This window comes from Streptococcus parauberis NCFD 2020 (assembly GCF_000187935.1).
GTDB lineage: Bacteria > Bacillota > Bacilli > Lactobacillales > Streptococcaceae > Streptococcus > Streptococcus parauberis.
Genome location: NZ_AEUT02000001.1, coordinates 1,833,059 through 1,852,731 on the forward strand (window position 1 = coordinate 1,833,059; position 19,673 = coordinate 1,852,731).

At 35.4% G+C, this 19,673-nt stretch carries 15 protein-coding genes and 1 pseudogene; 4 read left to right on the forward strand and 12 right to left on the reverse strand.

Going from position 1 to position 19,673, the window contains the following annotated elements; all coding sequences use genetic code 11:
• Position 1 precedes the first annotated feature (1 nt).
• From cydC to SPB_RS09210, 11 genes are all read right to left on the reverse strand, one after another.
• The gene (gene cydC, locus SPB_RS09160) at positions 2–1,747 is read right to left on the reverse strand and encodes a thiol reductant ABC exporter subunit CydC (protein WP_037621243.1); all 1,746 of its coding nucleotides are present in this window, start codon (positions 1,745–1,747) and stop codon (positions 2–4) included.
• Positions 1,740–3,458 (reverse strand): thiol reductant ABC exporter subunit CydD, encoded by a 1,719-nt coding sequence (cydD, locus tag SPB_RS09165; RefSeq protein WP_003105290.1) that lies wholly within the window; start codon positions 3,456–3,458, stop codon positions 1,740–1,742. Before cydD ends, cydC begins: the two co-directional genes overlap by 8 nt.
• The gene (gene cydB / locus SPB_RS09170; RefSeq protein ID WP_003103466.1) at positions 3,458–4,477 is read right to left on the reverse strand and encodes a cytochrome d ubiquinol oxidase subunit II; all 1,020 of its coding nucleotides are present in this window, start codon (positions 4,475–4,477) and stop codon (positions 3,458–3,460) included. The genes cydD and cydB overlap by 1 nt, the downstream gene beginning before the upstream one ends.
• Positions 4,477–5,904: a cytochrome ubiquinol oxidase subunit I gene (locus SPB_RS09175; protein WP_003102532.1), complete on the reverse strand. Its 1,428-nt coding sequence runs from the start codon at positions 5,902–5,904 to the stop codon at positions 4,477–4,479. Before SPB_RS09175 ends, cydB begins: the two co-directional genes overlap by 1 nt.
• An 81-nt stretch (positions 5,905–5,985) precedes the next feature.
• Positions 5,986–7,200 carry an NAD(P)/FAD-dependent oxidoreductase gene (locus SPB_RS09180; protein ID WP_003102957.1) on the reverse strand — a complete coding sequence of 405 codons (1,215 nt, stop codon included), beginning with the start codon at positions 7,198–7,200 and terminating at the stop codon, positions 5,986–5,988.
• Positions 7,201–7,232: 32 nt separating this feature from the next.
• Positions 7,233–8,135: a prenyltransferase gene (locus SPB_RS09185; protein ID WP_037621245.1), complete on the reverse strand. Its 903-nt coding sequence runs from the start codon at positions 8,133–8,135 to the stop codon at positions 7,233–7,235.
• Between the two features lie 211 nt (positions 8,136–8,346).
• On the reverse strand, positions 8,347–9,393 hold the full coding sequence (locus SPB_RS09190) for a zinc-binding dehydrogenase (protein WP_003103293.1): 1,047 nt from the start codon (positions 9,391–9,393) through the stop codon (positions 8,347–8,349).
• Positions 9,394–9,559: 166 nt separating this feature from the next.
• Positions 9,560–9,877: a hypothetical protein gene (locus SPB_RS09195; protein ID WP_037621247.1), complete on the reverse strand. Its 318-nt coding sequence runs from the start codon at positions 9,875–9,877 to the stop codon at positions 9,560–9,562.
• Positions 9,878–10,022: 145 nt separating this feature from the next.
• Complete coding sequence (locus tag SPB_RS09200) at positions 10,023–10,733, reverse strand: class I SAM-dependent methyltransferase (protein WP_003105479.1); 711 nt, start codon at positions 10,731–10,733, stop codon at positions 10,023–10,025.
• A 22-nt stretch (positions 10,734–10,755) separates the two neighbouring features.
• The gene (locus SPB_RS09205; RefSeq protein WP_003102382.1) at positions 10,756–11,313 is read right to left on the reverse strand and encodes a nucleotidyltransferase family protein; all 558 of its coding nucleotides are present in this window, start codon (positions 11,311–11,313) and stop codon (positions 10,756–10,758) included.
• Positions 11,314–11,534: 221 nt separating this feature from the next.
• Positions 11,535–16,391, reverse strand: coding sequence for a S8 family serine peptidase (locus SPB_RS09210; protein WP_003102839.1), 4,857 nt, complete (start codon positions 16,389–16,391; stop codon positions 11,535–11,537).
• Between the two features lie 352 nt (positions 16,392–16,743).
• On the opposite strand from SPB_RS09210, the pseudogene SPB_RS09215 reads away from it, so the two are divergent.
• A pseudogene (locus SPB_RS09215) lies at positions 16,744–16,977 on the forward strand (transposase); the annotation flags it as partial.
• Between the two features lie 63 nt (positions 16,978–17,040).
• Here SPB_RS09215 and SPB_RS09220 read toward each other — a convergent pair.
• On the reverse strand, positions 17,041–17,493 hold the full coding sequence (locus SPB_RS09220; protein ID WP_003104970.1) for a pyridoxamine 5'-phosphate oxidase family protein: 453 nt from the start codon (positions 17,491–17,493) through the stop codon (positions 17,041–17,043).
• Positions 17,494–18,152: 659 nt separating this feature from the next.
• Here SPB_RS09220 and SPB_RS09225 point away from each other — a divergent pair.
• The 3 genes from SPB_RS09225 (at position 18,153) to SPB_RS09235 (ending at position 19,573) form a co-directional block, all read left to right on the forward strand.
• The gene (locus SPB_RS09225) at positions 18,153–18,674 is read left to right on the forward strand and encodes a PepSY domain-containing protein (RefSeq protein WP_003105760.1); all 522 of its coding nucleotides are present in this window, start codon (positions 18,153–18,155) and stop codon (positions 18,672–18,674) included.
• 138 nt (positions 18,675–18,812) lie between these two features.
• Positions 18,813–18,941 (forward strand): hypothetical protein, encoded by a 129-nt coding sequence (locus SPB_RS11610; RefSeq protein ID WP_003104483.1) that lies wholly within the window; start codon positions 18,813–18,815, stop codon positions 18,939–18,941.
• 266 nt (positions 18,942–19,207) lie between these two features.
• Positions 19,208–19,573 carry a hypothetical protein gene (locus SPB_RS09235; protein ID WP_080558365.1) on the forward strand — a complete coding sequence of 122 codons (366 nt, stop codon included), beginning with the start codon at positions 19,208–19,210 and terminating at the stop codon, positions 19,571–19,573.
• Positions 19,574–19,673 lie beyond the last annotated feature (100 nt).

Genomic DNA, 19,673 nt, shown 5'->3' on the forward strand with positions numbered 1-19,673 from the left:
TTTATTTACCATCATCGATAGCTTTTAATTGACGGTAACGGTCATTCGTTTCTTGTAAAACAGAAGGTTCACCTGAAATTTCAATTTGACCATCCTCAATAAAGATGACCTTATCAACTTTTTCAATTCCCTTCAGATGGTGTGTAATCCAAATAAGAGTTTTACCTTGTAAGGCTTCCAAAACTGTCTCTAATAATGCTTTTTCAGTAATTGGATCCAAACCAACAGTTGGTTCATCTAAAAGTACAATCGGTGTGTCTTGCAAGAGTATCCGAGCAAGGGCAATCCGATGTCTTTCACCACCTGAAAAACGCAAACCTGCTTCATCAACCATGGTATGGATACCGTGGGGTAGTGCTGAAACCATTCCTTTTAAACCAACTTGTGCTAGGACATCCCAGACATCGGATTCACTCGCTTGATTATTGCCAAGGCGAATATTGTTCAAGAGACTTGTGTTAAAGAGGTAGGGTGCTTGTTGAATCACACCGATATAATCTGAAATGTGTTCTCCTAACTCACCAACAGGTATTCCAGAAAGAGAAATAGATCCCGCTGATACTAGTAAATCTCCACGTATTAAACTGGCTAAGGTACTTTTACCTGAACCACTTTTACCAAGAATAGCTAGTTTTTGGCCAGCTGTTATTTCCAAATTCAAGTCAGACAGGACTAACTTATCCGAATCAGCATAATGGAAATCTAAATTTCTGATACTCAAATTAAATGGTGCAGCAGGAAGCTGTCTAGTGACCTGTTGTTCTTTGATCTGTGGCAAATCGTTTAAACGATTTAAAGATTCTGCGTAACTTGATGATTCTTGACTTGCAGCAGCTAAGCCTGAAAAGGCATCAATCAGTGGAAAGACTGATAAAACAAAGGCAGCAATCCAGTTAGCCGCACCTCCATGGTCACCTGGGAACTGATTTGAAGCCCAAGCTAGGGTGACAACTGCTAGGATGGCAAAGGCTAATTGAAAAATGAAATTACGTTTATTATTAAAATGCTTCATTTTGGCTTGAACACTTGCCAACTTCGCTTCAGATTCTGCATGTAAGGCAACATATTCTTGACCACGTTGACTAAAAATCCAATCTGAAATTCCTAACACATTATCTGTTAAATCTGTATATAATTTACTTTTTAACTGTTTTTCCTGCTCTTGTCTGGCACCATTAATAATAACTGACCAAAGTGGAAAAAGAAAAACAAGAACTCCCAAATACAGAAGTACAAATAGGGCAAACCAGATATTAAAGTAACCCAGTCCAACAATAATAAAGACATATAAGACCCAGGCAATAATGGTAGGGAAGACAGTTCTCAAATATAGATTTTGAATATGATTGATGTCTTCAGCTAACAGACCCATGATATCGCCTAGTCGATAATTCTTCCTGAGAAAAATTGCGTCTTCCTCTAATGTTTCATAAAGTTTTAGGCGCAGCTTAGAAGTCATTTTTAATACCCAATTGTGACTTGTTAGTCGTTCGACATATCGAAAAACAGGGCGACCAATTCCAAAGGCGCGAGTTAAAACAATTGGTATGTAAACTAAGAGGATATTGCTTGGTAGTGATGCCGACTTACTGATGAGAAAACCTGAGTTAAACATGAGTGAGCTGGCAGCAAAGAAAGTTAAAAATCCTAAAAACAAGGCCAATATTAATGATTTCTTATAGCGTTTGAAAAAAGGTTTGACCCATTGATCTTTTGCTAGGGCTTGAATTATTGGTATTTTAATCATCAAAACCTCCCATCGCATGTTGCAGATTATAAAGATGTTCTTTTTTAGCCAACAACTCTTGATAAGAACCCATTTCCACAACCTTTCCTTGATCCATAACCAAAATCTGATCCATCTCTTTTAACCAGTGAAGACGATGAGTGGCAAAAAAGACAAGACGATTAGCCATAAGTGGAACCATTTTCTCTTTTAATTCCAGCTCTGTTTCAATATCTAGGTGAGCACTGGGTTCGTCCAAAAGCATAATACGGCGTTCCTTATCCAGAAAAGCACGAGCTAAAGCTATCCGTTGTGCCTGACCTCCACTCAAAGGTCTCGCCCCATTACCAATTTTTGTATCTAACCCTTGCGGTAATTCCGCAACTAATTCTTGGAGACCAACGACCGCAATTGCTTGATCAATCTCCTCTTGGTTTGCATTTGGTGTATAGAAGGTCAAATTGTCTCTTAATGTCATTTCAAAAACATAAGGATTTTGTGGAATATAAAGCATCTGCTTCTTCCAATCATCTTGATCCATATTTTCTAGTTTCTGACCATCAAGTACAAATTGTCCTTTGCTTGGCGCTAAAAATCCACTAAGGAGATTTATCAGACTTGATTTCCCAGAACCACTCATGCCGATGATACCAATCTTTTGAAAACCAGAAATACTAATGCCTGGAATTGACATAAAATGATTACCATCATATGCTAGTTCAATGTTTTCTAAATCTAACCGACTATTTTGAGACCAACTTTTTAGAGTAACTTGGTCTTTTTTAAAACTATTTTTACTTAAAATGGACTGAATAGCTTGGAATGCATTTTTTCCGTCAAGAGTTGCATGATAATCACTTGAAAAATCACGAACTGGTGTGAAATAGTCTGGAGAAAGAATCAAGACTGTTAAGGCAGGGAAAAGTAAGATTTCTTCATTAATTAATCTTAACCCAAGAAAGACAGCTACAATAGCTATTGATAAGGTAGTAAAAAAATCTAAGGCAAAGGTCGACAAAATTCCAATTCGTAATGCCGACATGGTCGACTTGCGAAAGTTTTCACTGGTACTATAAATACTTTTAGCATAACGTTTACTTAAACCAAAAAATTTTAAAGTGTCAATACCTCTTAGTGAATCTAAGAAATGGTTCGATAAGACTTGATAAGAAGCATATTGTCGGTCAGCCTTTGCTTTAGCAGCCAAACCTAGTATTATCATAAATAGAATAATTAAAGGAAAAACCAAAGTTAAAATGATCCCTGAATCAATATCCAAATAGTAAATGAAAGCAAGTATGATTACTGGTATTACTGTCATATTCATCATCTTATTGAGAACAAGATGTAAGTAATTTTCTACGAGTGAGACACCATCTAAAGCCATAGTAATCATATTCCCTGAGCCTTGTTCCTGCACTACACTTGGTCCTAATTCAAAAACTTTTTTCAAAAGTTGCGTTCGAATTTCTTTTGCGTGCCTAGCAGAGAATTTATCTAAACTTTCATCCTTAATATAGTTAATCAGATGTCGGCAAAAATAAGCTCCAACAAAAAACATTATAGATAGCAACTGAGCATTTAGGCTCTGGCCTTGCCAAAGTCCTGTAATGGCACTACTTAAGAAATAAGCTTGTCCTATAATAAAGATTGCTTGAAGGAAATCTAATCCTGCAAGCAATCCTAATATTTTATGAATACCGAACAAGCGCATAACTGCTTTATCTAGCATTATTTTTCCCCCGTTACAATAACTGGTAGAGTAATCCGTTTTCTAAAGATATAATATGCCCAAGCTGTGTAAGCAAGTACAAAAGGTATTAAACCGATAGCTACAAAGGACATCACTTTTAAAGTATATGGTGATGACGATGCATGTTGAATTAGCAAATCATATTTTGAGCCGATAGAGCTAATCATTACACGTGGGAATAATCCTTGGAAAATCAAGACAACAACTGCCACTAATGTCAATCCACTAGCAATAAAAGCTTGCATCTCAGCTTTTTTAAAGCTTGAGATATGAGCAAAAACTGTTAGCCCAACAATTAATAAAACTAAGAGAGTTGTTACTATTGGATGATTACTGAAGAAGTCTGTTTGGAAGAATAAAAGAATAGCAAATGCTACTAATCCAAGATAGAGAACAAAGTAAAGAAATTGTGCGAAGTTGTTTGCACGTTCTCTAACAGGTCCTTCTGTTTTTAAAGCAATATAATTTAGACCGTGAAGATAAGATAACAAGACCATGGCAACACCACCAACGATAGAGAAGATATTGAAATAATCTCCAAAATGAGCAGTCATATTTGCTTTAGCATCTAAAGGCATCCCTTGAATTAAACTAATGAACATAACCCCAAAGAAAAAGGGAACAATGGCAGAGCCAATTGATAAAGTCCAATTCCAAATTTGTTTTTGAGATTTAGGAACATTATGTCTAAATTCAAAGGAGACACCACGAATAATTAATCCAAATAAGATTGTTAATAAAATTAAGTAATAACCACTAAATAGAGATGCATACCAGTATGGGAATGATGCAAACATTGCACCGCCACCAGTAAGCAACCAAACTTCATTACCATCCCAAACTGGACCAATGGTAGAAACAATTTGATCTTTCTCTTCTTCATTATGGGCGAGTGTTTGAACCGCCATACCAACACCAAAGTCAAAACCTTCCAAGAAGAAGAAACCTGAGAAAAGCACTCCGATAAGGATGAACCAAAAAATTTGTAAACCGCTCATTAGTAGGCTCCTTTCTCAAATGGATCAACAACTGCATTTTTCATAAGTAACAATTGTTCTTCTTCAAATTCCGGACCTTTTTTCAACTCACGAATAGTCAGATAGACCATCATAGCACCCAGTCCACTAAATAGTAAAAAGTAAACAGTATTAGAAACAAAAAGCGAGGTTACTGAAACGTTTGGTGAGACACTATCTTTGATTTTGAACAATCCATAGACTGTCCATGGGTAACGTCCTTGTTCTGTAATAATCCACCCAAATGTATTTGATAGGAAAGGTGCAACTGTTGTTAGGGCAACAATCCAAAGCATCCATTTTTGTCTAAATAGAATTGGATTTTTCTTACGTGTTAAGAATAGTCCAATTGTTGATACACCAAGCATCAATGTCCCAAATGCAGCCATCGTACGGAAGCCGTAGAATAATAGATTGACCATTGGGTAATAATTGTCTTCGCCATATTTAGCAACTAATTCTTTGTTTGCCGTTTCCATCCCCTTAACAGCTCCAGAAGGTTTACCATAGGATAGGATACTCAACATGTAAGGAACTTTAATACCAAAGACTTGTTCTTTTTTTGCTTCATTTGCCCAAGCAACCACTGTCCATGCTGCAGGGTCACCAGAATCTTCATAGTCACCTTCCATAGCAGCAAATTTCATTGGTTGGTCATTAAGCAAAGCTTTCATTTGCAAGTCTCCTGCACCCATAACTGAAATAGATCCAATTAAGGTAACAAGTAGCCCCAATCGTAATGACTTTTGATAAATTTTTTGAGTAGATTCAGATAAACTATCTTTTTTCAATAATCTAAAGGCAGCCATACCTGCAATAACTGTTCCACCCATTGTAATGGCACCAGTAATAACATGAGAAAATTCATAGAGAAATTGGTGGTTTTTAATAAGCGCGAAGAAATCCGTCATCTGAGCACGTCCATTGATTACTTCATAGCCCACTGGATGTTGCATAAAGGCATTGGCAATAAGAATCCACATTGCTGACATCAATGAACCGAAAACAACTAACCAGATAAAGCTAGCATGCATCTTTTTACTAATTTTTTTATTGTCCCAAGTAAATATCCATAAACCTAAGAAAGTTGATTCCATAAAGAATGCAAGTAAGGCTTCAATAGCTAAAGGCGCCCCAAAGATGTCCCCTACGAAACGAGAATAGTCAGACCAGTTCATTCCAAATTGAAATTCCTGGATTATACCTGTAACAACACCAACAGCAAAACTGAGGAGCATGATATTGCCCCAGAATTTTGTCATCTTTTTATATTCTTCATTTTTAGTGACAACATAACAGGTTTCCATGATTGCAACAACAAAACATGTCCCGATTGTAAAAGGCACAAAAAAGAAGTGAAAAATCGTTGTCATGGCAAATTGAAAACGTGCAAGTGTTTCAATAGTCATTAATAAATCCTCCGATTTGTATAGTGTCTTCCTAACCCATCACAGCTAAGAAAAACCGATAATTAAATAGTAGCCTTTATCTTAATGATATAAATCGAAACGACCTTTGGCTAAGAGTTCTTTCAACCCCCCCATATCAACTAATGATTTATTCATAATTGCTTTTTTAATGAACGATGCTGGATAACCTTTAACTTTAGTTGATTTACCAACAATACCTAAGCCATGAGTATTACCAACAGAGGCAACTGTTCCTTTCGATTCATAAGTAAAGTTCTCAGTAGCTTCATTGTTCAATTGATGCGAAATATTTTTTGCAGCATGCGCACCCATTTGTGTTGCAATTTGAGCAGTTGTTGGGTAAGGACGATCATTTGAAGGATCGATTAGCGCTGATACATCACCGATGATATAGACATTGTCATATTTAGGGTCACGTAAATCAGCGTTGATTATAACACGACCACGGCGTTCTGCAAATCCAGACTCTCCCATAACCTTACTTCCACTTACACCTGTTGTCCAGATGATTGTTTCTGCAGCGATTGATTGACGTTCAGCATTTTCATCAGGACTAGTTGCATATACGACTTCACCTGGTTTGATTTCTTTAATCATAGAACCAAGCATTAAATTAATACCAAGTTTTTTAATCAATTCAAGTCCATGATTAGCTAACTCATCATCAAACATTGGAAGGATACGTGTTGCAGCTTCGATACATATGATTTCAATTTGATCTGCAGTAACACCAGCAATTTCAGCATAACGTTTCTTTTCGTCAGTAAGAGCACCAGCTAACTCAATTCCAGTAAAACCTGCACCACATACTAAGATACGTAAATAATTTTTATCCTTAGTTTCACGGTATTTTTCCATCATTTTAATGATATGACGGTGGATATTTTCTGCAGTGTTGATATCAACCATTTGCAAGGCATTTTCTTCCGCACCTACAATACCAAAGGTTTCAGAGCAGAAACCTAAAGCAACTACAACGTAGTCAAAATGGAGTGTCCCAGATTTTGCTAATTCAGCAGTTTTTTCTTCAGGATTAACTTTAACAACACTGTCTTGAATGAAAGTTACTTTTTTTTCATCAATTACTTCTTTGATTGAGAAAGTAATTTTTTCTTTTGGCTGTGAACCAGATGCTACTTCATGTAATTCAGTTGCTTCATAATGATAATCGTTCCGATCAACAAGCGTAATATGGAAATCACCAGCTTGTTTTTGTAAACTACGAACCGTTTTCAAGCCAGCGTAACCAGCTCCTAATACTAAAATTTCTTGCATAATATTCTCCTTGTAATATTAACGTCAATTTATTATTTTAAAAATATACCAATAAAATAGGTTACAACCTGTGTAAATGATCCTAAAGCTAAAATGCGGACAGCGCAGATAAAGGTTTCTCTTTTGACTTGCTTTTGCCATAGTAAGCGACTTTGCTTATATATAAATGGTACCAAAAATAAGCACAATAATACAGTCACTGGAGCTAAACCAAGTAAGTATTGTCCTACAATTGCTAAAATTGCTATGATATTTCCTAATGCAAATAGCATAAGTCCACCTTTTAGGCCCGTGTAATGGACCAAAGTATAACGGTGATTACTTTCATCTTCTTCTTTATCACATAAATTATTTGCTAACATGAGATTTGCTATCCAAAGGGTGTTGGGTAGAGAAATCAAGAAAACAGCTGCTAAGTTAGGTAAATCCCACTTGAAATCTTGATAAGTATTGAGATAAACACAAATCAGTGAGATGACAAAGCCCATCGTAAAGCCAGAGAAAAACTCACCCAAAGGTAAACTAGACAAGGGTCTCGGACCATAGGAATAAAGGATGCCGACACCAAAGCAAAAGAGTCCCATCACAAATAAGGGCCAACCCACTATTGCGGTTAACAGGATACCAATACTAGCTGAAATGAAGAGAAAGCCAGCCATCAGTTTTTCAATCAAACTGACCGATAAGCTTTCGCGGCCAATAATATTGGTCTTTGCTTGGTAATCCAAGTTAATAGCATTTTTATAATCGTTATAATTATCCCACATATCGACAAACATGTTGAAAAAGAACATGGCGATAAAGAACAAAAGAACTAAGAAGGGATGAAGACTATCATAGTAATAATAGCTAAGGCATAAACCAATCAGAAAAGGTAAAACACTCGCTGTTTTAGCTTTCATTTCCACAAGCTCCAAAAATACAGGAATTGTCATAAAAAGCCTTTCTTTTAGATATCCTTTAACCCTTATATTATACTCCAATTTGTTTCAAGAATAAAACAAATGATTTTGAAATTTTTCATTTTGAAGTCATTTTTGTCATTTTTTTACAGAAAGACATGAGAAAAGACATCTCCTTGAAAAAGAAATGTCTTTTCTCAGAATTTTAAAGAATTATGCCCATTTAGCCTAGGTCAATTTAGCCTTATTCAGCAATGACTAACATAGATTTTATGGTCTTACGATCCTGCATATCTTGATAAGCTTGGTTGACATCTTCAAGCGCATAGGTCTGTGTGAAAACACGTCCTGGATTAATATCACCATCCAAGACCGCTTTTAAAAGAACTTTCTTATCATAAGTCGTCACTGAGGCAGAACCACCAGCCACTGAAATGTTTTGAGCAAAGGTTGACCCTAATGGACGGTTATTGTAGTGAGGAACACCAACAAAACCGACACGACCACCATTATGAAGAACACCTAAGGCTTGGTCCATCGCTGCTTCTGTCCCAACACATTCTAAAGCAGCATCCGCACCACCACCAAGGATTTCTCTAACTTTGGCAATACCTTCTTCGCCCCGTTCAGCAACAACCGCTGTGGCACCAGATGCTAAAGCCATTTCTTGACGATCCTGATGACGGCTCATTAAGACAATTTGAGATGCCCCCATCATTTTAGCAGCAATAACAGCACATTGACCAACAGCACCATCACCTATGACAACTACCTTATCACCAGCCGAAACTTGTGCACAACGAGCAGCGTGATAGCCAGTTGGCATAACATCTGCAAGTGTCAATAATGATTTTATCATTCCTTCAGAGAAGTCTGAAGGTTGACCAGGAACTTTTACTAAGGCCCAATTGCCATAATGGAAACGAATGTATTCTGATTGGAAACCATTAGACCAATTACTGTAGCCAGGATGATTATCACATGTTCCATCAAAACCAGCTCGACAGGCATCGCAATGCCCACATCCGTGGGTGAAAGGAACGATAACAAAATCTCCAGGTTGAACAGTCGTGATATCTGCTCCAACTTCCTCAACAATTCCTAGAGCCTCATGGCCGTCATTAATGGAATGAGCTGCTTTGTTGTCACCGTGAGCATATGCCCACAAGTCCGAGCCACAAACACATGCTCTGACAACTTTAATAATAACATCGTCAGCCTCTTGAATACTAGGCTTTGAGACTTCTTCAACTTCAACTAAGCCTGCTTTATGAAAAATAGTTGCTTTCATCTGACTTCTCCTTATTCTTTACCAGTTATGATTTTTAATAATTCTGATAACTTATGTTAAGTATACACCTTGAAGTGGACTTTAAGTCAAGAAAAAATTTGTATATAAAAAAAGACCCGGCTGATTCTTATCAACTGAGCCATTTATGAAATACACTTTTTACTTTTTATCCAATGGCAACTACAACTTGATGCTTGGTCAGGCCATATTCTTGCATCAAGAATTCTCTTAAGCTTTTGTCATTCATTTTAGACTGGACATTGTAAGAATTACCGTCACTGGTTTTAGAAACAATCCTGACTTTTCCCACCATCTTCTTGTTTTCTTTCAAGTCAATATGTCTATCAACATCATGAAAACTTACGACGTATAGAGCACCGACTGCCTTAGCAGCATCAATATTCCCCTTAAAAGGGAAGTAAACGAGAGCCACTAAAAATGCAAAGCCAATAAGAGCAAAAAAGGGTTCCAATATAGTTTCCATTCTCATATACCTTCTCATAAATTAATATGAGATGAAGTATACTCTTAAACATAAGGGAAAGCAAGTGGTTTAGATATCATATTTAACTATAATAAGAGGGTATTTCCACTTAGTTTTTAGCTAATATAGGCTTTCGAAAAAAGAACTAATTTTTTAACCAAATATGTTGTAAAAAGCTAATATCTTTATAGGGTTTCAAGTCACAGACAGCTAATTCTAGCTGGGTCATTTCTGCAAACCAATTATCGCCTGTTTTGAAGGCATTAGGTTGGAGGCTGTAGAAGCAGCGCAATCCCTGATATTTGACCAAGGTCATCTGCGAAGCGTCTAGCAATTCCTCCAAAGAATAAGTAGTGCCTTGCGTGAAAGACACAGACTCAAAGTCTTCACCGTTAAGTAGACCTAAAGCTTTATCGATTCGATTTTCAAAAACTGCTGCCTGCATGACCTTACCGGCCTGATTGTGCTTAATAATAGATAGTTGACCATCTGGCTTCAAGACACGCTTTAGTGCCTGCAAATAGGTCGTCCGTTCCTGCGGAGCTACATATTCCAAAACATTGTGGCAAATAATCAGATCGAAAGACTGAGCTTCTAACTCCTCTACTTTTTCGATGCTTCCTAAAATTTTCTGAAAAGCTTGCGGCGTCTGGGGATCAAGCACCGCCTCATTTGGCTCGATAGCGATGACCTCATTTTCTTTGGCTAAGAATTGACTGGTCAAGCCAAAGCCAGCCCCGAAATCTAGGACCCTCTGATTTTTGATATGGGCAAGCTGGACAAAGGTTAATTCATATTGAATTTTACCCCAGGGTTGAGCAAGCATTTCTTTATATGATTCAAGATTAACTGACATAGAGTGCCTTTCTTTTGCGAGTTTATTCAGAGAAATAATAAATATCAAGTTGTGGCCAAGACTTTTGCCAATTCTTTTTGAGCATCCTCTGGTTATATACTTTATGACGTTGGGTATCTTCTTGGTAGAAAGGAGTTGGACTTACCTTAAATTCCAAAATATCACTTTCCCCATAAGGTAAAAAGACTTCTAAACAATTCTCTGGGTCGAGTCTTGCTGCAATGGCTGTGCATTTTTCCGGAAACTTAGCAATGGCATCACAGGCATTTAGATAGGGTTGCGCATTTGGAGTATGGACGTGCATATAGACTTCATTTTTTATTTCCCAATCATACTGCGGGAACTTCTCTTTGATTTCTTGTTCTAAATTTAGAGTATCTTGATAGCTTATGTTTGGATCATAAAATACTAAATCCACATCAGTTGTTTGCTCGTTTGCATTATTGGATAGTTGATTCCAAACAAAGTTTCGTAAGGTTCCTGCACAAAGCCATGAATCTTCTAACCCAACACTTTTAATCATGGCTAATATATCCATAATTTCTGGACAAGAAGCAATCATATTTTTAATTTTATTCACTTTTTGAACCTGCTTTCATTTCAAGAAATCAAATGATTAAAAAATTTTTTCCTACTATTCTTATCATTATACTTCTTTTAACAGTGATCTTATCGATTTACTGAGTTTTTTGACAAAAACACTACTAATATCTCAGTTTCAGATGACAAGTTCTAGCACCAAAAATTAACTAGCTAAAAAACCTATGACCTTAATACAGCCATAGGTTTTGAGATGTTCCACTAAAATTTTTTACCTTTAATTGGATTTTTTAGGAATATTGCCAGAGACATAACTACACTAAACAGTGCACCAAGCTTAGAACAATCATCTCGGCTTCCAGTTTCTGGTAAGGTATGTCCTCTGTTACCCTGCACTTTTTGTTGATGTTTTTGAGTTTCCTTTATTTTAAGTGGTATAGGATTAATAATATTTAAACCGTCTTGCACCTGTATTACTTCCTGACTATTTAAGTCATCTACCTGTTTTTGGCTCTCATCTTCAGTTAGTGGCAAATCTTTAATTTCCTTCTTTTGAATATTATCAGATTGTGGATCTGTAATAGTGAATGTAAGGATTTGGAATTGTCGTGTATTGCCTTTAAATAATTCAATACTCAGTTTTTTAATCCCTTCTTGCTGTGTTGATAATGGTTCTTTAATACTATAAGAAGTGCCTTCTCCAACTTCTATTAAGTCATTGATTGAGTACTCTTTTCCTCTTTCAAGAATACCTTGTTTAACTTTAACAGGCAGAGTACTTGTTTGATTCCAATAACTTTTTGCCGTTACAAGTGTACTTGCTTGAATCACATCCTTTTTATCTTGGTAAGTCGGATCAATAACAACTACATAATGGTCTTCAACGCTATTTCCATACCTATCTTCTAATCTGACACAGATTTTTTGCTTATCTTTAACTGGCATTGTATAGGACACAAATTTTTGATTTTTTTGATAATAGCCATCTAAACTAAAGGAATCAATCATATCATTATTGACGTATAGTTTCCAAAAATCAAGATTGTCTTTTACACTAAATTTCATAGTAAGTTGGTTGGTATTTGTTTTGATAATACCTTTATAATATCCTAGTTGTGAGGTATCACTTTCGTTGGCATCTTCAAAATCATCCAAATCGTCAGAATCGTTAGAAGTATCTAATACAGGAGTTAAATCTTCATCGTCTTTAAAGACCTCTTTGTTGAGTAACTCTAAAGTCGGAGTTTCTAAGTCTACAAAAATGAAATAATTTTTGTGAAAGACTGTGGAACCTTTCTCATCAAGAATATCAACATAAACGAGATTATTCCCATTTGCCAATTTGAGCTTATCCGGAACTTTTTTAGTATTATACTCCTGACTTTCCTTATTATAAGAGTCGTTTTCATATTTGAGTGTTGTATCATACATAGCTTTGTATGGATCCGAAAGATTGTTTTGAAGGCTGTTGTATTGAGTATTGATATTTCTAACACGAGCTTGATAGCCTTTCTTAAGATAAATAGCATAGTCTAAAGTTGCTATTTTTGAGTTATCATCATAAGTAATATGATTTTCTTGAAGACTAGCTAGTGTATGCAAAGTAATTTCTTTTCCATGCGTCAATACTATATTATGAGCATCTATATCCGAGTCTTCATCATCCTCTTCGTCATCGCTCCAGTCATCGTCATCATCATCTGAGTCTGCTCTATCTTCTAGTTCGTGTCTAGCTAGACTATGGAGGTCATTTTCAGCCTCATCATAATTATCATCTGATTTTTTAGGCTGATAGTTATAGTTTGAAAGCGTCTCTTCTTTAACCGTCAGTTTCCCATTTTGGTCAAGGACTACTGTTTTTTCACAGGCGTTCCCTGCAATATCAGTCGCTACAATCCTTAAAGTGACTTGTCCTCCTTCTTTTTTCGGAATTTCGACAACATATGAGTCGTTTTGGTCTTTGCTTACATTTAAAGCTTCATATCTATAGCCTTTTTCTAATGATACCTTAACGGATTCAACTTTATGGTTATCTGTCGCACTAATTTGAAGTGTTTGCTTTTTATACTTCAAGTCAAAGTCTGGTTTTTCATTATCAATTAAAATTGGTAAATAAATAGTTTCGAATTCATCCGATTTCCCAGCTTTAGCACGAATTCTAAAATAATATTGGCCCGGATCAGCTTTCTTCAATTCTCCAAAGCTATTTTCATCATGGATTTTACCATCCCATAAGATATCGCTGTCAATATTTTCTAACTTAGCTTTAAGGTCTGCACTCTCACGGTAAGAACTTTCCATATACTTGAACGGGTAATGTCCAACTTTTAAAACACGGACAAGCTGATCTTTCTGTTCTCCTTTAACAATGGCTACATCGTAGTCACTAGCATCTCTTAAAAAGATAAGTCGCGGTCCAACTTTACGATTTAGATTCGTTGTCATTGCATAATCTTTCGGATTTACTGCTTCGTCAGACTCATGTTTAATTAGAGGTTCATAATCATTTTTATCATGTTCCAGATATTTTTCCTTAACAAGTTCAACAAGATGTGTGTTAGCGTCTTTATCCCACGCCGGCTTGTCTAAAACTGCCTCACTATTCCAATCCCCCATAAATCCCATAAATGGAACACTTAAATGTGGATGTTTTCCATCATGTGACTTGAAGTAAAGATAGCCTTCAATGAAATCATTAATTAATTCCGAACTTTGCAAATTAAAGGTGATTTCCATACTACCCTTGGCTGCTAAAGTAAGCTGTTTTGGACCAGACAACTTGACATCACTTAGGATATTCGGAATGACAGCTTTTATTTTAACTGGACCATACTCATCATCTCGAGTGACTTCTTTAACACTTGTTGTAAAAATATCTCCCATTTCAATGTCAAAAGTTTGGCTTTGGTTACTCATATTATGTAAAGTCAAAGTAAAGGAGTGGTCCTTACCTATCTCACCTAATGATGCTCCACCACTTCGCTTACTTCTAATTAATACCTCAGAGTTAAAAGCTTTATTCACATTGATAAAACCAGCCCCTTGTTGTCGAGGAGAATGCTCAATCTCTTTTCCTAGATCAGAAGCTTGATGATTAATTAATGGAGTTGCCGTGTTCATCAATAAAATTTTCATGATGTCACTGTTAGTTAATTGAAAGCGGCTTTTTAATTCTGGGTTCTGATTAATCCATTCTTTAACTTTAGGCAATAGCAAAGCTGCTGAAGCGGCAACGTGTGGCGATGCCATTGATGTCCCGGAACTAATGAAATAGTCATCATCATTCCTAGTAGAATAAATATATTCTCCTTGTCCAAGAAGATCAGGTTTCATTTCTAAACCAAAATTTGGCCCCCAACTACTAAAGCCAGAAACACCGTTTTGATCAGCAATAATATATGGCTTAAGCTCCGTTTTAAATTGGAGATTTACTTTTTTGTTTCCAAGCTTTTGGACCTTGTCAATTAACTCTTTACCGTCATCATGTGATAATGAAATAACCCAATTTTGTTTTAAATCCAAGTCATCATATCCCATAACAGGTGCCCTATGATAATTTCCACGTGTAGAAGAAACAATCTCATTCACTAAAATAACACCTTTTGAGTTTTTCAAAAATCGCTCAACTTTTGTTTTTAAAGATTCATCTCCACGTTGAATAAGAACGACTTTATCCTTATAACTGTCATTATTTGGATTATACTTGGCAATATCCTCCGGTGTCCCTTTTCCTAAATAGATAATGCCGAAGTCTTCTTTGTTTTTTGGTAAGCGCTTAATAGAATGTGCACCAACTTCTGTGAATGGGTACTCTTTCCCATCAATCAAAACTCTTGGTAGTGGAACAACCATATTGTTGATCGACCCAACTCCGATTGCTGATTCTGTTGCCGCAACTCCTACCGCTGTCGAGGTGTCTTTTAATCTATATTCATTATCAACATAAGTATCGTAAGAATTGGTGGAAGCTGAACCTGCGTAATTCCCCATAGCCGCAACTACAATTATACCTTCATCCGTAGCTTTCTTAACTGCGGCGTAAAAGTCATCATCAGATAAACCACTTGCTCGTTCACCGATACTCAAGCTAATGATGTCAGCTTTTCGTCTAATAGCGTCATCAATAGCATGGAATTTTGAATCTGGACCGACATAAGATGGATTATCTTCATCTTTAGGTTCCGTTGAAAAAACACGATAGGATAAAATTTGTGCATTTGGTGCAATACCTTTAAAGCCTCCAGGGATTTTTGAGTTCCCAGCCAAAATACCAGCAATATGCATCCCGTGCGGACGATTACTTCGGTCTTTTATATCGTATGTTCCAGTCAAATAATTAAAACCAAAAGGGATTTTTTCTGTAAAACCCAAGTCCTTATTAGCTGCTAATTTTAAATGCTTTTTAACATTTGGATCTTGATCAATTGTCATATCCTGACTATTAACGTCTGCACCAGAGTCGACAGAAGCAATGACAATTCCCCGTCCATCAAACTTTCGATCATTTGTCGATTTAATATAGGAATCAATTAATTTAGTGAGAGCTTCTTTTTCTGACTTTTCTAAATTTGTATTAGCAATTTCCTTGATATTCTTGACACCAACCAGTTTATTTAAATAATAAGAAAATTGTTCTGGGACTTGAATATTAACCTTGGAATCATTGAGGCTCTGTTTCCCTTTTTCCTCTTTTTTTGCTAACATTGCAATTAGCTCGTCATTAACATACTTGGTTTTCTGATCAAATTCTATTTCATATTCTTTTATTCCATGACTAGAAGCCTCATCAGCATTTTCTGACCTTATTGGCTGTTCTAAATTAACATGATTTGTAGGTAGAGGCTCACTCTTATTAGTGCTTTCATTTTCTGAATTAGTTTGCTCAACAAAAGCAGAAGACTGATTTGTTGCTTTCTCTTCATAAATTGACATAGGACTCGAGGAATTACTAGCATTTTCCACCTCTAGAGAACGAGACTCATCAGCTTTTACCTTGGAGAGATAATTACTTGTGTTTTCATTTTGTGATTCAGCTGCTGCTGCCTGACTAGTTAAAAGTAAGGTTAGCGGACAAACTAAACTTAAAATAGCAATTTTACAGATTTTTTTCTCTTTCATATTTATCCTTCTAATCGGCAAATGTTTTTAACGCCGTTTATTTTATTTATTAAGCTTACTTAATTTATTACATTATACACTATCGAAATCGATTTCTGCAATGCTTATTTCATAAAATTATAAAAGACTTAATATTTTTTAATATTAAAATAAACGTCACTCAATGAAGGGAGGGGTTCAAGCCTAGAAGCACATACTTGTAAAACAAAAATACAATAGAAGTCTTCTGAGATGTTAATCATGAAAAAAGAAACAGCCTCTACTGTTTCTTTAAATTAATATTATTTTATCGGTTTATTAATCTCTTTACCAATTCCAAATCCACATCCTCAGTCAAATGTTCTTAATCCATGGGATGAAACCCTCAATGTCTCGTAAAGGCAATAGCTTAGACAATGGCATGATGGAATCTTTCTTTGGAACACTGAAAACAGAAATGTTTTATGGGTTTGAGAAAGAATTTACTTCCCTTGAAGCACTGAAAAAAGCTATTTCAGTATATATCAACTACTACAATACTAAACGAATCAAACTAACATTAAAAGGACTGAGTCCTGTGCAATACAGAACTCAATCCTTAGTTTAAATATTTAGTCTAACTTTTGGGGGTCACTTCAGTTCTTGTCCAGCCTATAATGTTTTGTATGCCTTATGTTATTGATTTAATGTATGGTTCTTTGGTAGTGCCAATTGAGTAAACATACTTATGACCTTGCGTCATACTGTGATAGAAACCTTCACCGTCATAGATTTGGAATGCTTGCATAGTATTACTTTCTTCGTCAGTATAGATAAAGTTATAGTAGGGATTATTGGCAAAAATGGTTCGCAATTCTTCATTATTAATAGGGCGAGCCATTCCTTCAATTCGAATAACCTGTGTCAGATAACCATCTTCGACCATGGCTGTCAAAGCAATGCGTTCATCACCCATAAGCTGTTGGTAAAAATGCGTTTTAGGACTGGTCATAAAGAAAACACCTTCTTCATTTGCAGCAACAATGTGTGCATGCCGTGCATGTGGTTTTCCATCTTTATCAACTGTAGCAAAGACTCCGACTTTCATGTCTTCAATGATAGTCATAATTTCTTTAATTTCCATAACTTTTCTCCTGTAACCGCTTTTACTATAGTATATCAAATTTTAGGATAAGATGTTGTGAATAAAGGTAAATCAAATATTGAACTTTGAAAAATCAAAAAAGACAAAGTATAGAAACCTTGTCTTTTCAATTATACCGGCGGTCGGGGTCGAACCGACACGTCCGTGAGGCACTGGATTTTGAGTGCTACCAAGCACTTTTTAAAGATACCAAACCTTGATTTAACAAGGTTTGAGTTTTGGAAATCAACTTAAAAAGCAAGTGATTTTGAAATTTTAGTAACTTTTTGGTTACCTATTTACATATACCAATAATAGAAAAACTATCCCAACTTTAATGGCTTCTTTAAATACTAATGTTAACAAAAATAAAGCAGTTATAATTTAACAGGTAACGAAGCACTACTTTGTTCTTATACGGTTACTTGTATTATCAGTCAAAGCAATATTATTAGTGAACGACTTGATTTTTGGAGGAAAATGTAGGAATACAATAAATTAGCATATTAAACATTTATATATAATACTTAGTGAACGTTTTTACAATTTTTCAACATAATTTATAGCTATATCAACCGTCTTAAAAAGACCATATCACTTTACAAATAAGTGGTCACTTGGTATAATATATTTAAATTAAATATAGAAAAGGTGATTATATGAAAAAAACATTTACATCTACCCTAGTATTGTTATCAGCTCTAATGTTAACAGCTTGCTCTGAGAGCAATACAGGTAAAAGTATTTCTGAAGATAAAGCTACTGATATCGTTTTAAAAGATGCTAAGCTAACTAAAAAAGAAGTATCTAATTTCCAAATTAAGTCTGATAAAGAAGATGGTAAAGCTACTTATGAAATTGATTTTGATACAGACAAAAAAGAGTATGATTATACTGTAAATGCTGAAACTGGTAAAATTTTAGAAAAATCGACTGATAGCAAAGGATTATCCGGAGCTAAAGATTTAACTAAGGACGCTATCTCTCAAGATAAAGCTAAGAGTATTGTTTTAAAAGATGCTAATGTTAAAGAAGAAGATACATCTATGATGTCTATTGAAAAAGATATGGATGGAACAACTAGCACTTATGAAGTAACTTTTACAGCTAACAATAAAGAGTATGAATACACTGTAAATGCCAAATCTGGTGAAATTATGGAAAAATCATCTGAAAACTAAGATAAGTTATAAAAAAACAACTCTAAAAATAAGGCAATTAAAAATACTCTGAGGAAATTTGACCTGCACCCCAAAAGTTAAACTCAAGAAAAACACTCCTGATGAATTCTAGTAAAATAGAATCAGGAGTGTTTTTTTATGTTCAAAAAAGCTTGTGCGTTAGAAACAAAATTAGCATGTATTGAAATAAAAAAAACAGGTAAAAGTGACAAAGTCATTATGGATACACTTGGAATAAAAATTAAAAGTCAGGTCTATACTTGGTGAAGCTGCTATCAAAAAGGAGAGACTCATCGCTTCTTATAACCAGTAGGCAAACAATATACCTATGGAAAGGTATGGAGCAGTTATCCGAGGTTGAAGAATTGAGGCTTCAACTTGAGTTTTTAAAAAAACTATCGAAGCTTGATGAGAAAATCGACAAGGTAAGTCTTATCAAGCTCGTTGAACATTATAAAAATCAATATCCTATAAAATTCATACTTGACTGTTTTAAAGTGTCACGATCTACTTACTATCGTTGGAAATCTGATATGAGCCAACCTACTCATCACGATAGCATCGTTGAGAAAATTGAGAATTTATCTGTAAAATATGAATTTATCTATGGGTATAGAACTACCAGAATTTTACTGATTGATGAGTATGGGATTGTTGTGAATGTTAAAAAAGTCTATCGCCATTATGAAGAAAAATGGCTGGTTATATCGCACAAGACCAAAGAAGGATCCTCATTTAGGAAAACTTATTATGTCACTGATAATAAGTTAGACTGTCAATTTAACGTCGACAAACCACTTCAAAAACTTGTTACAGATATTACCTATCTCCATTTCGGAGGACGTAAACTTTATTTATCATCTATCATGGACCTTTATCATCATGAGATTATGTACTGACCCCCAAAAGTTGGACATTATATTTTTAGTTAAGCGAAAACTGTCAATAAAAAGTAGATATGAAATTAAGGGAATTAGGAGCTGTTTTCTGAGACTAAAA

Bases quoted from the DNA above. Each gene is read 5' to 3' on its own strand.
- cydD (WP_003105290.1), bottom strand. From the start codon at position 3,458: ATGCTAGATAAAGCAGTTATGCGCTTGTTCGGTATTCATAAAATATTA.
- SPB_RS09235 (WP_080558365.1), top strand. From the start codon at position 19,208: ATGAGCCAACCTACTCATCACGATAGCATCGTTGAGAAAATTGAGAAT.
- SPB_RS09175 (WP_003102532.1), bottom strand. From the start codon at position 5,904: ATGACTATTGAAACACTTGCACGTTTTCAATTTGCCATGACAACGATT.
- SPB_RS09190 (WP_003103293.1), bottom strand. From the start codon at position 9,393: ATGAAAGCAACTATTTTTCATAAAGCAGGCTTAGTTGAAGTTGAAGAA.
- SPB_RS09220 (WP_003104970.1), bottom strand. From the start codon at position 17,493: ATGGAAATTAAAGAAATTATGACTATCATTGAAGACATGAAAGTCGGA.
- SPB_RS09195 (WP_037621247.1), bottom strand. From the start codon at position 9,877: ATGGAAACTATATTGGAACCCTTTTTTGCTCTTATTGGCTTTGCATTT.
- SPB_RS09210 (WP_003102839.1), bottom strand. From the start codon at position 16,391: ATGAAAGAGAAAAAAATCTGTAAAATTGCTATTTTAAGTTTAGTTTGT.
- cydB (WP_003103466.1), bottom strand. From the start codon at position 4,477: ATGAGCGGTTTACAAATTTTTTGGTTCATCCTTATCGGAGTGCTTTTC.
- cydC (WP_037621243.1), bottom strand. From the start codon at position 1,747: ATGATTAAAATACCAATAATTCAAGCCCTAGCAAAAGATCAATGGGTC.
- SPB_RS09200 (WP_003105479.1), bottom strand. From the start codon at position 10,733: ATGTCAGTTAATCTTGAATCATATAAAGAAATGCTTGCTCAACCCTGG.
- SPB_RS11610 (WP_003104483.1), top strand. From the start codon at position 18,813: ATGTTCAAAAAAGCTTGTGCGTTAGAAACAAAATTAGCATGTATTGAA.
- SPB_RS09180 (WP_003102957.1), bottom strand. From the start codon at position 7,200: ATGCAAGAAATTTTAGTATTAGGAGCTGGTTACGCTGGCTTGAAAACG.
- SPB_RS09225 (WP_003105760.1), top strand. From the start codon at position 18,153: ATGAAAAAAACATTTACATCTACCCTAGTATTGTTATCAGCTCTAATG.
- SPB_RS09185 (WP_037621245.1), bottom strand. From the start codon at position 8,135: ATGACAATTCCTGTATTTTTGGAGCTTGTGGAAATGAAAGCTAAAACA.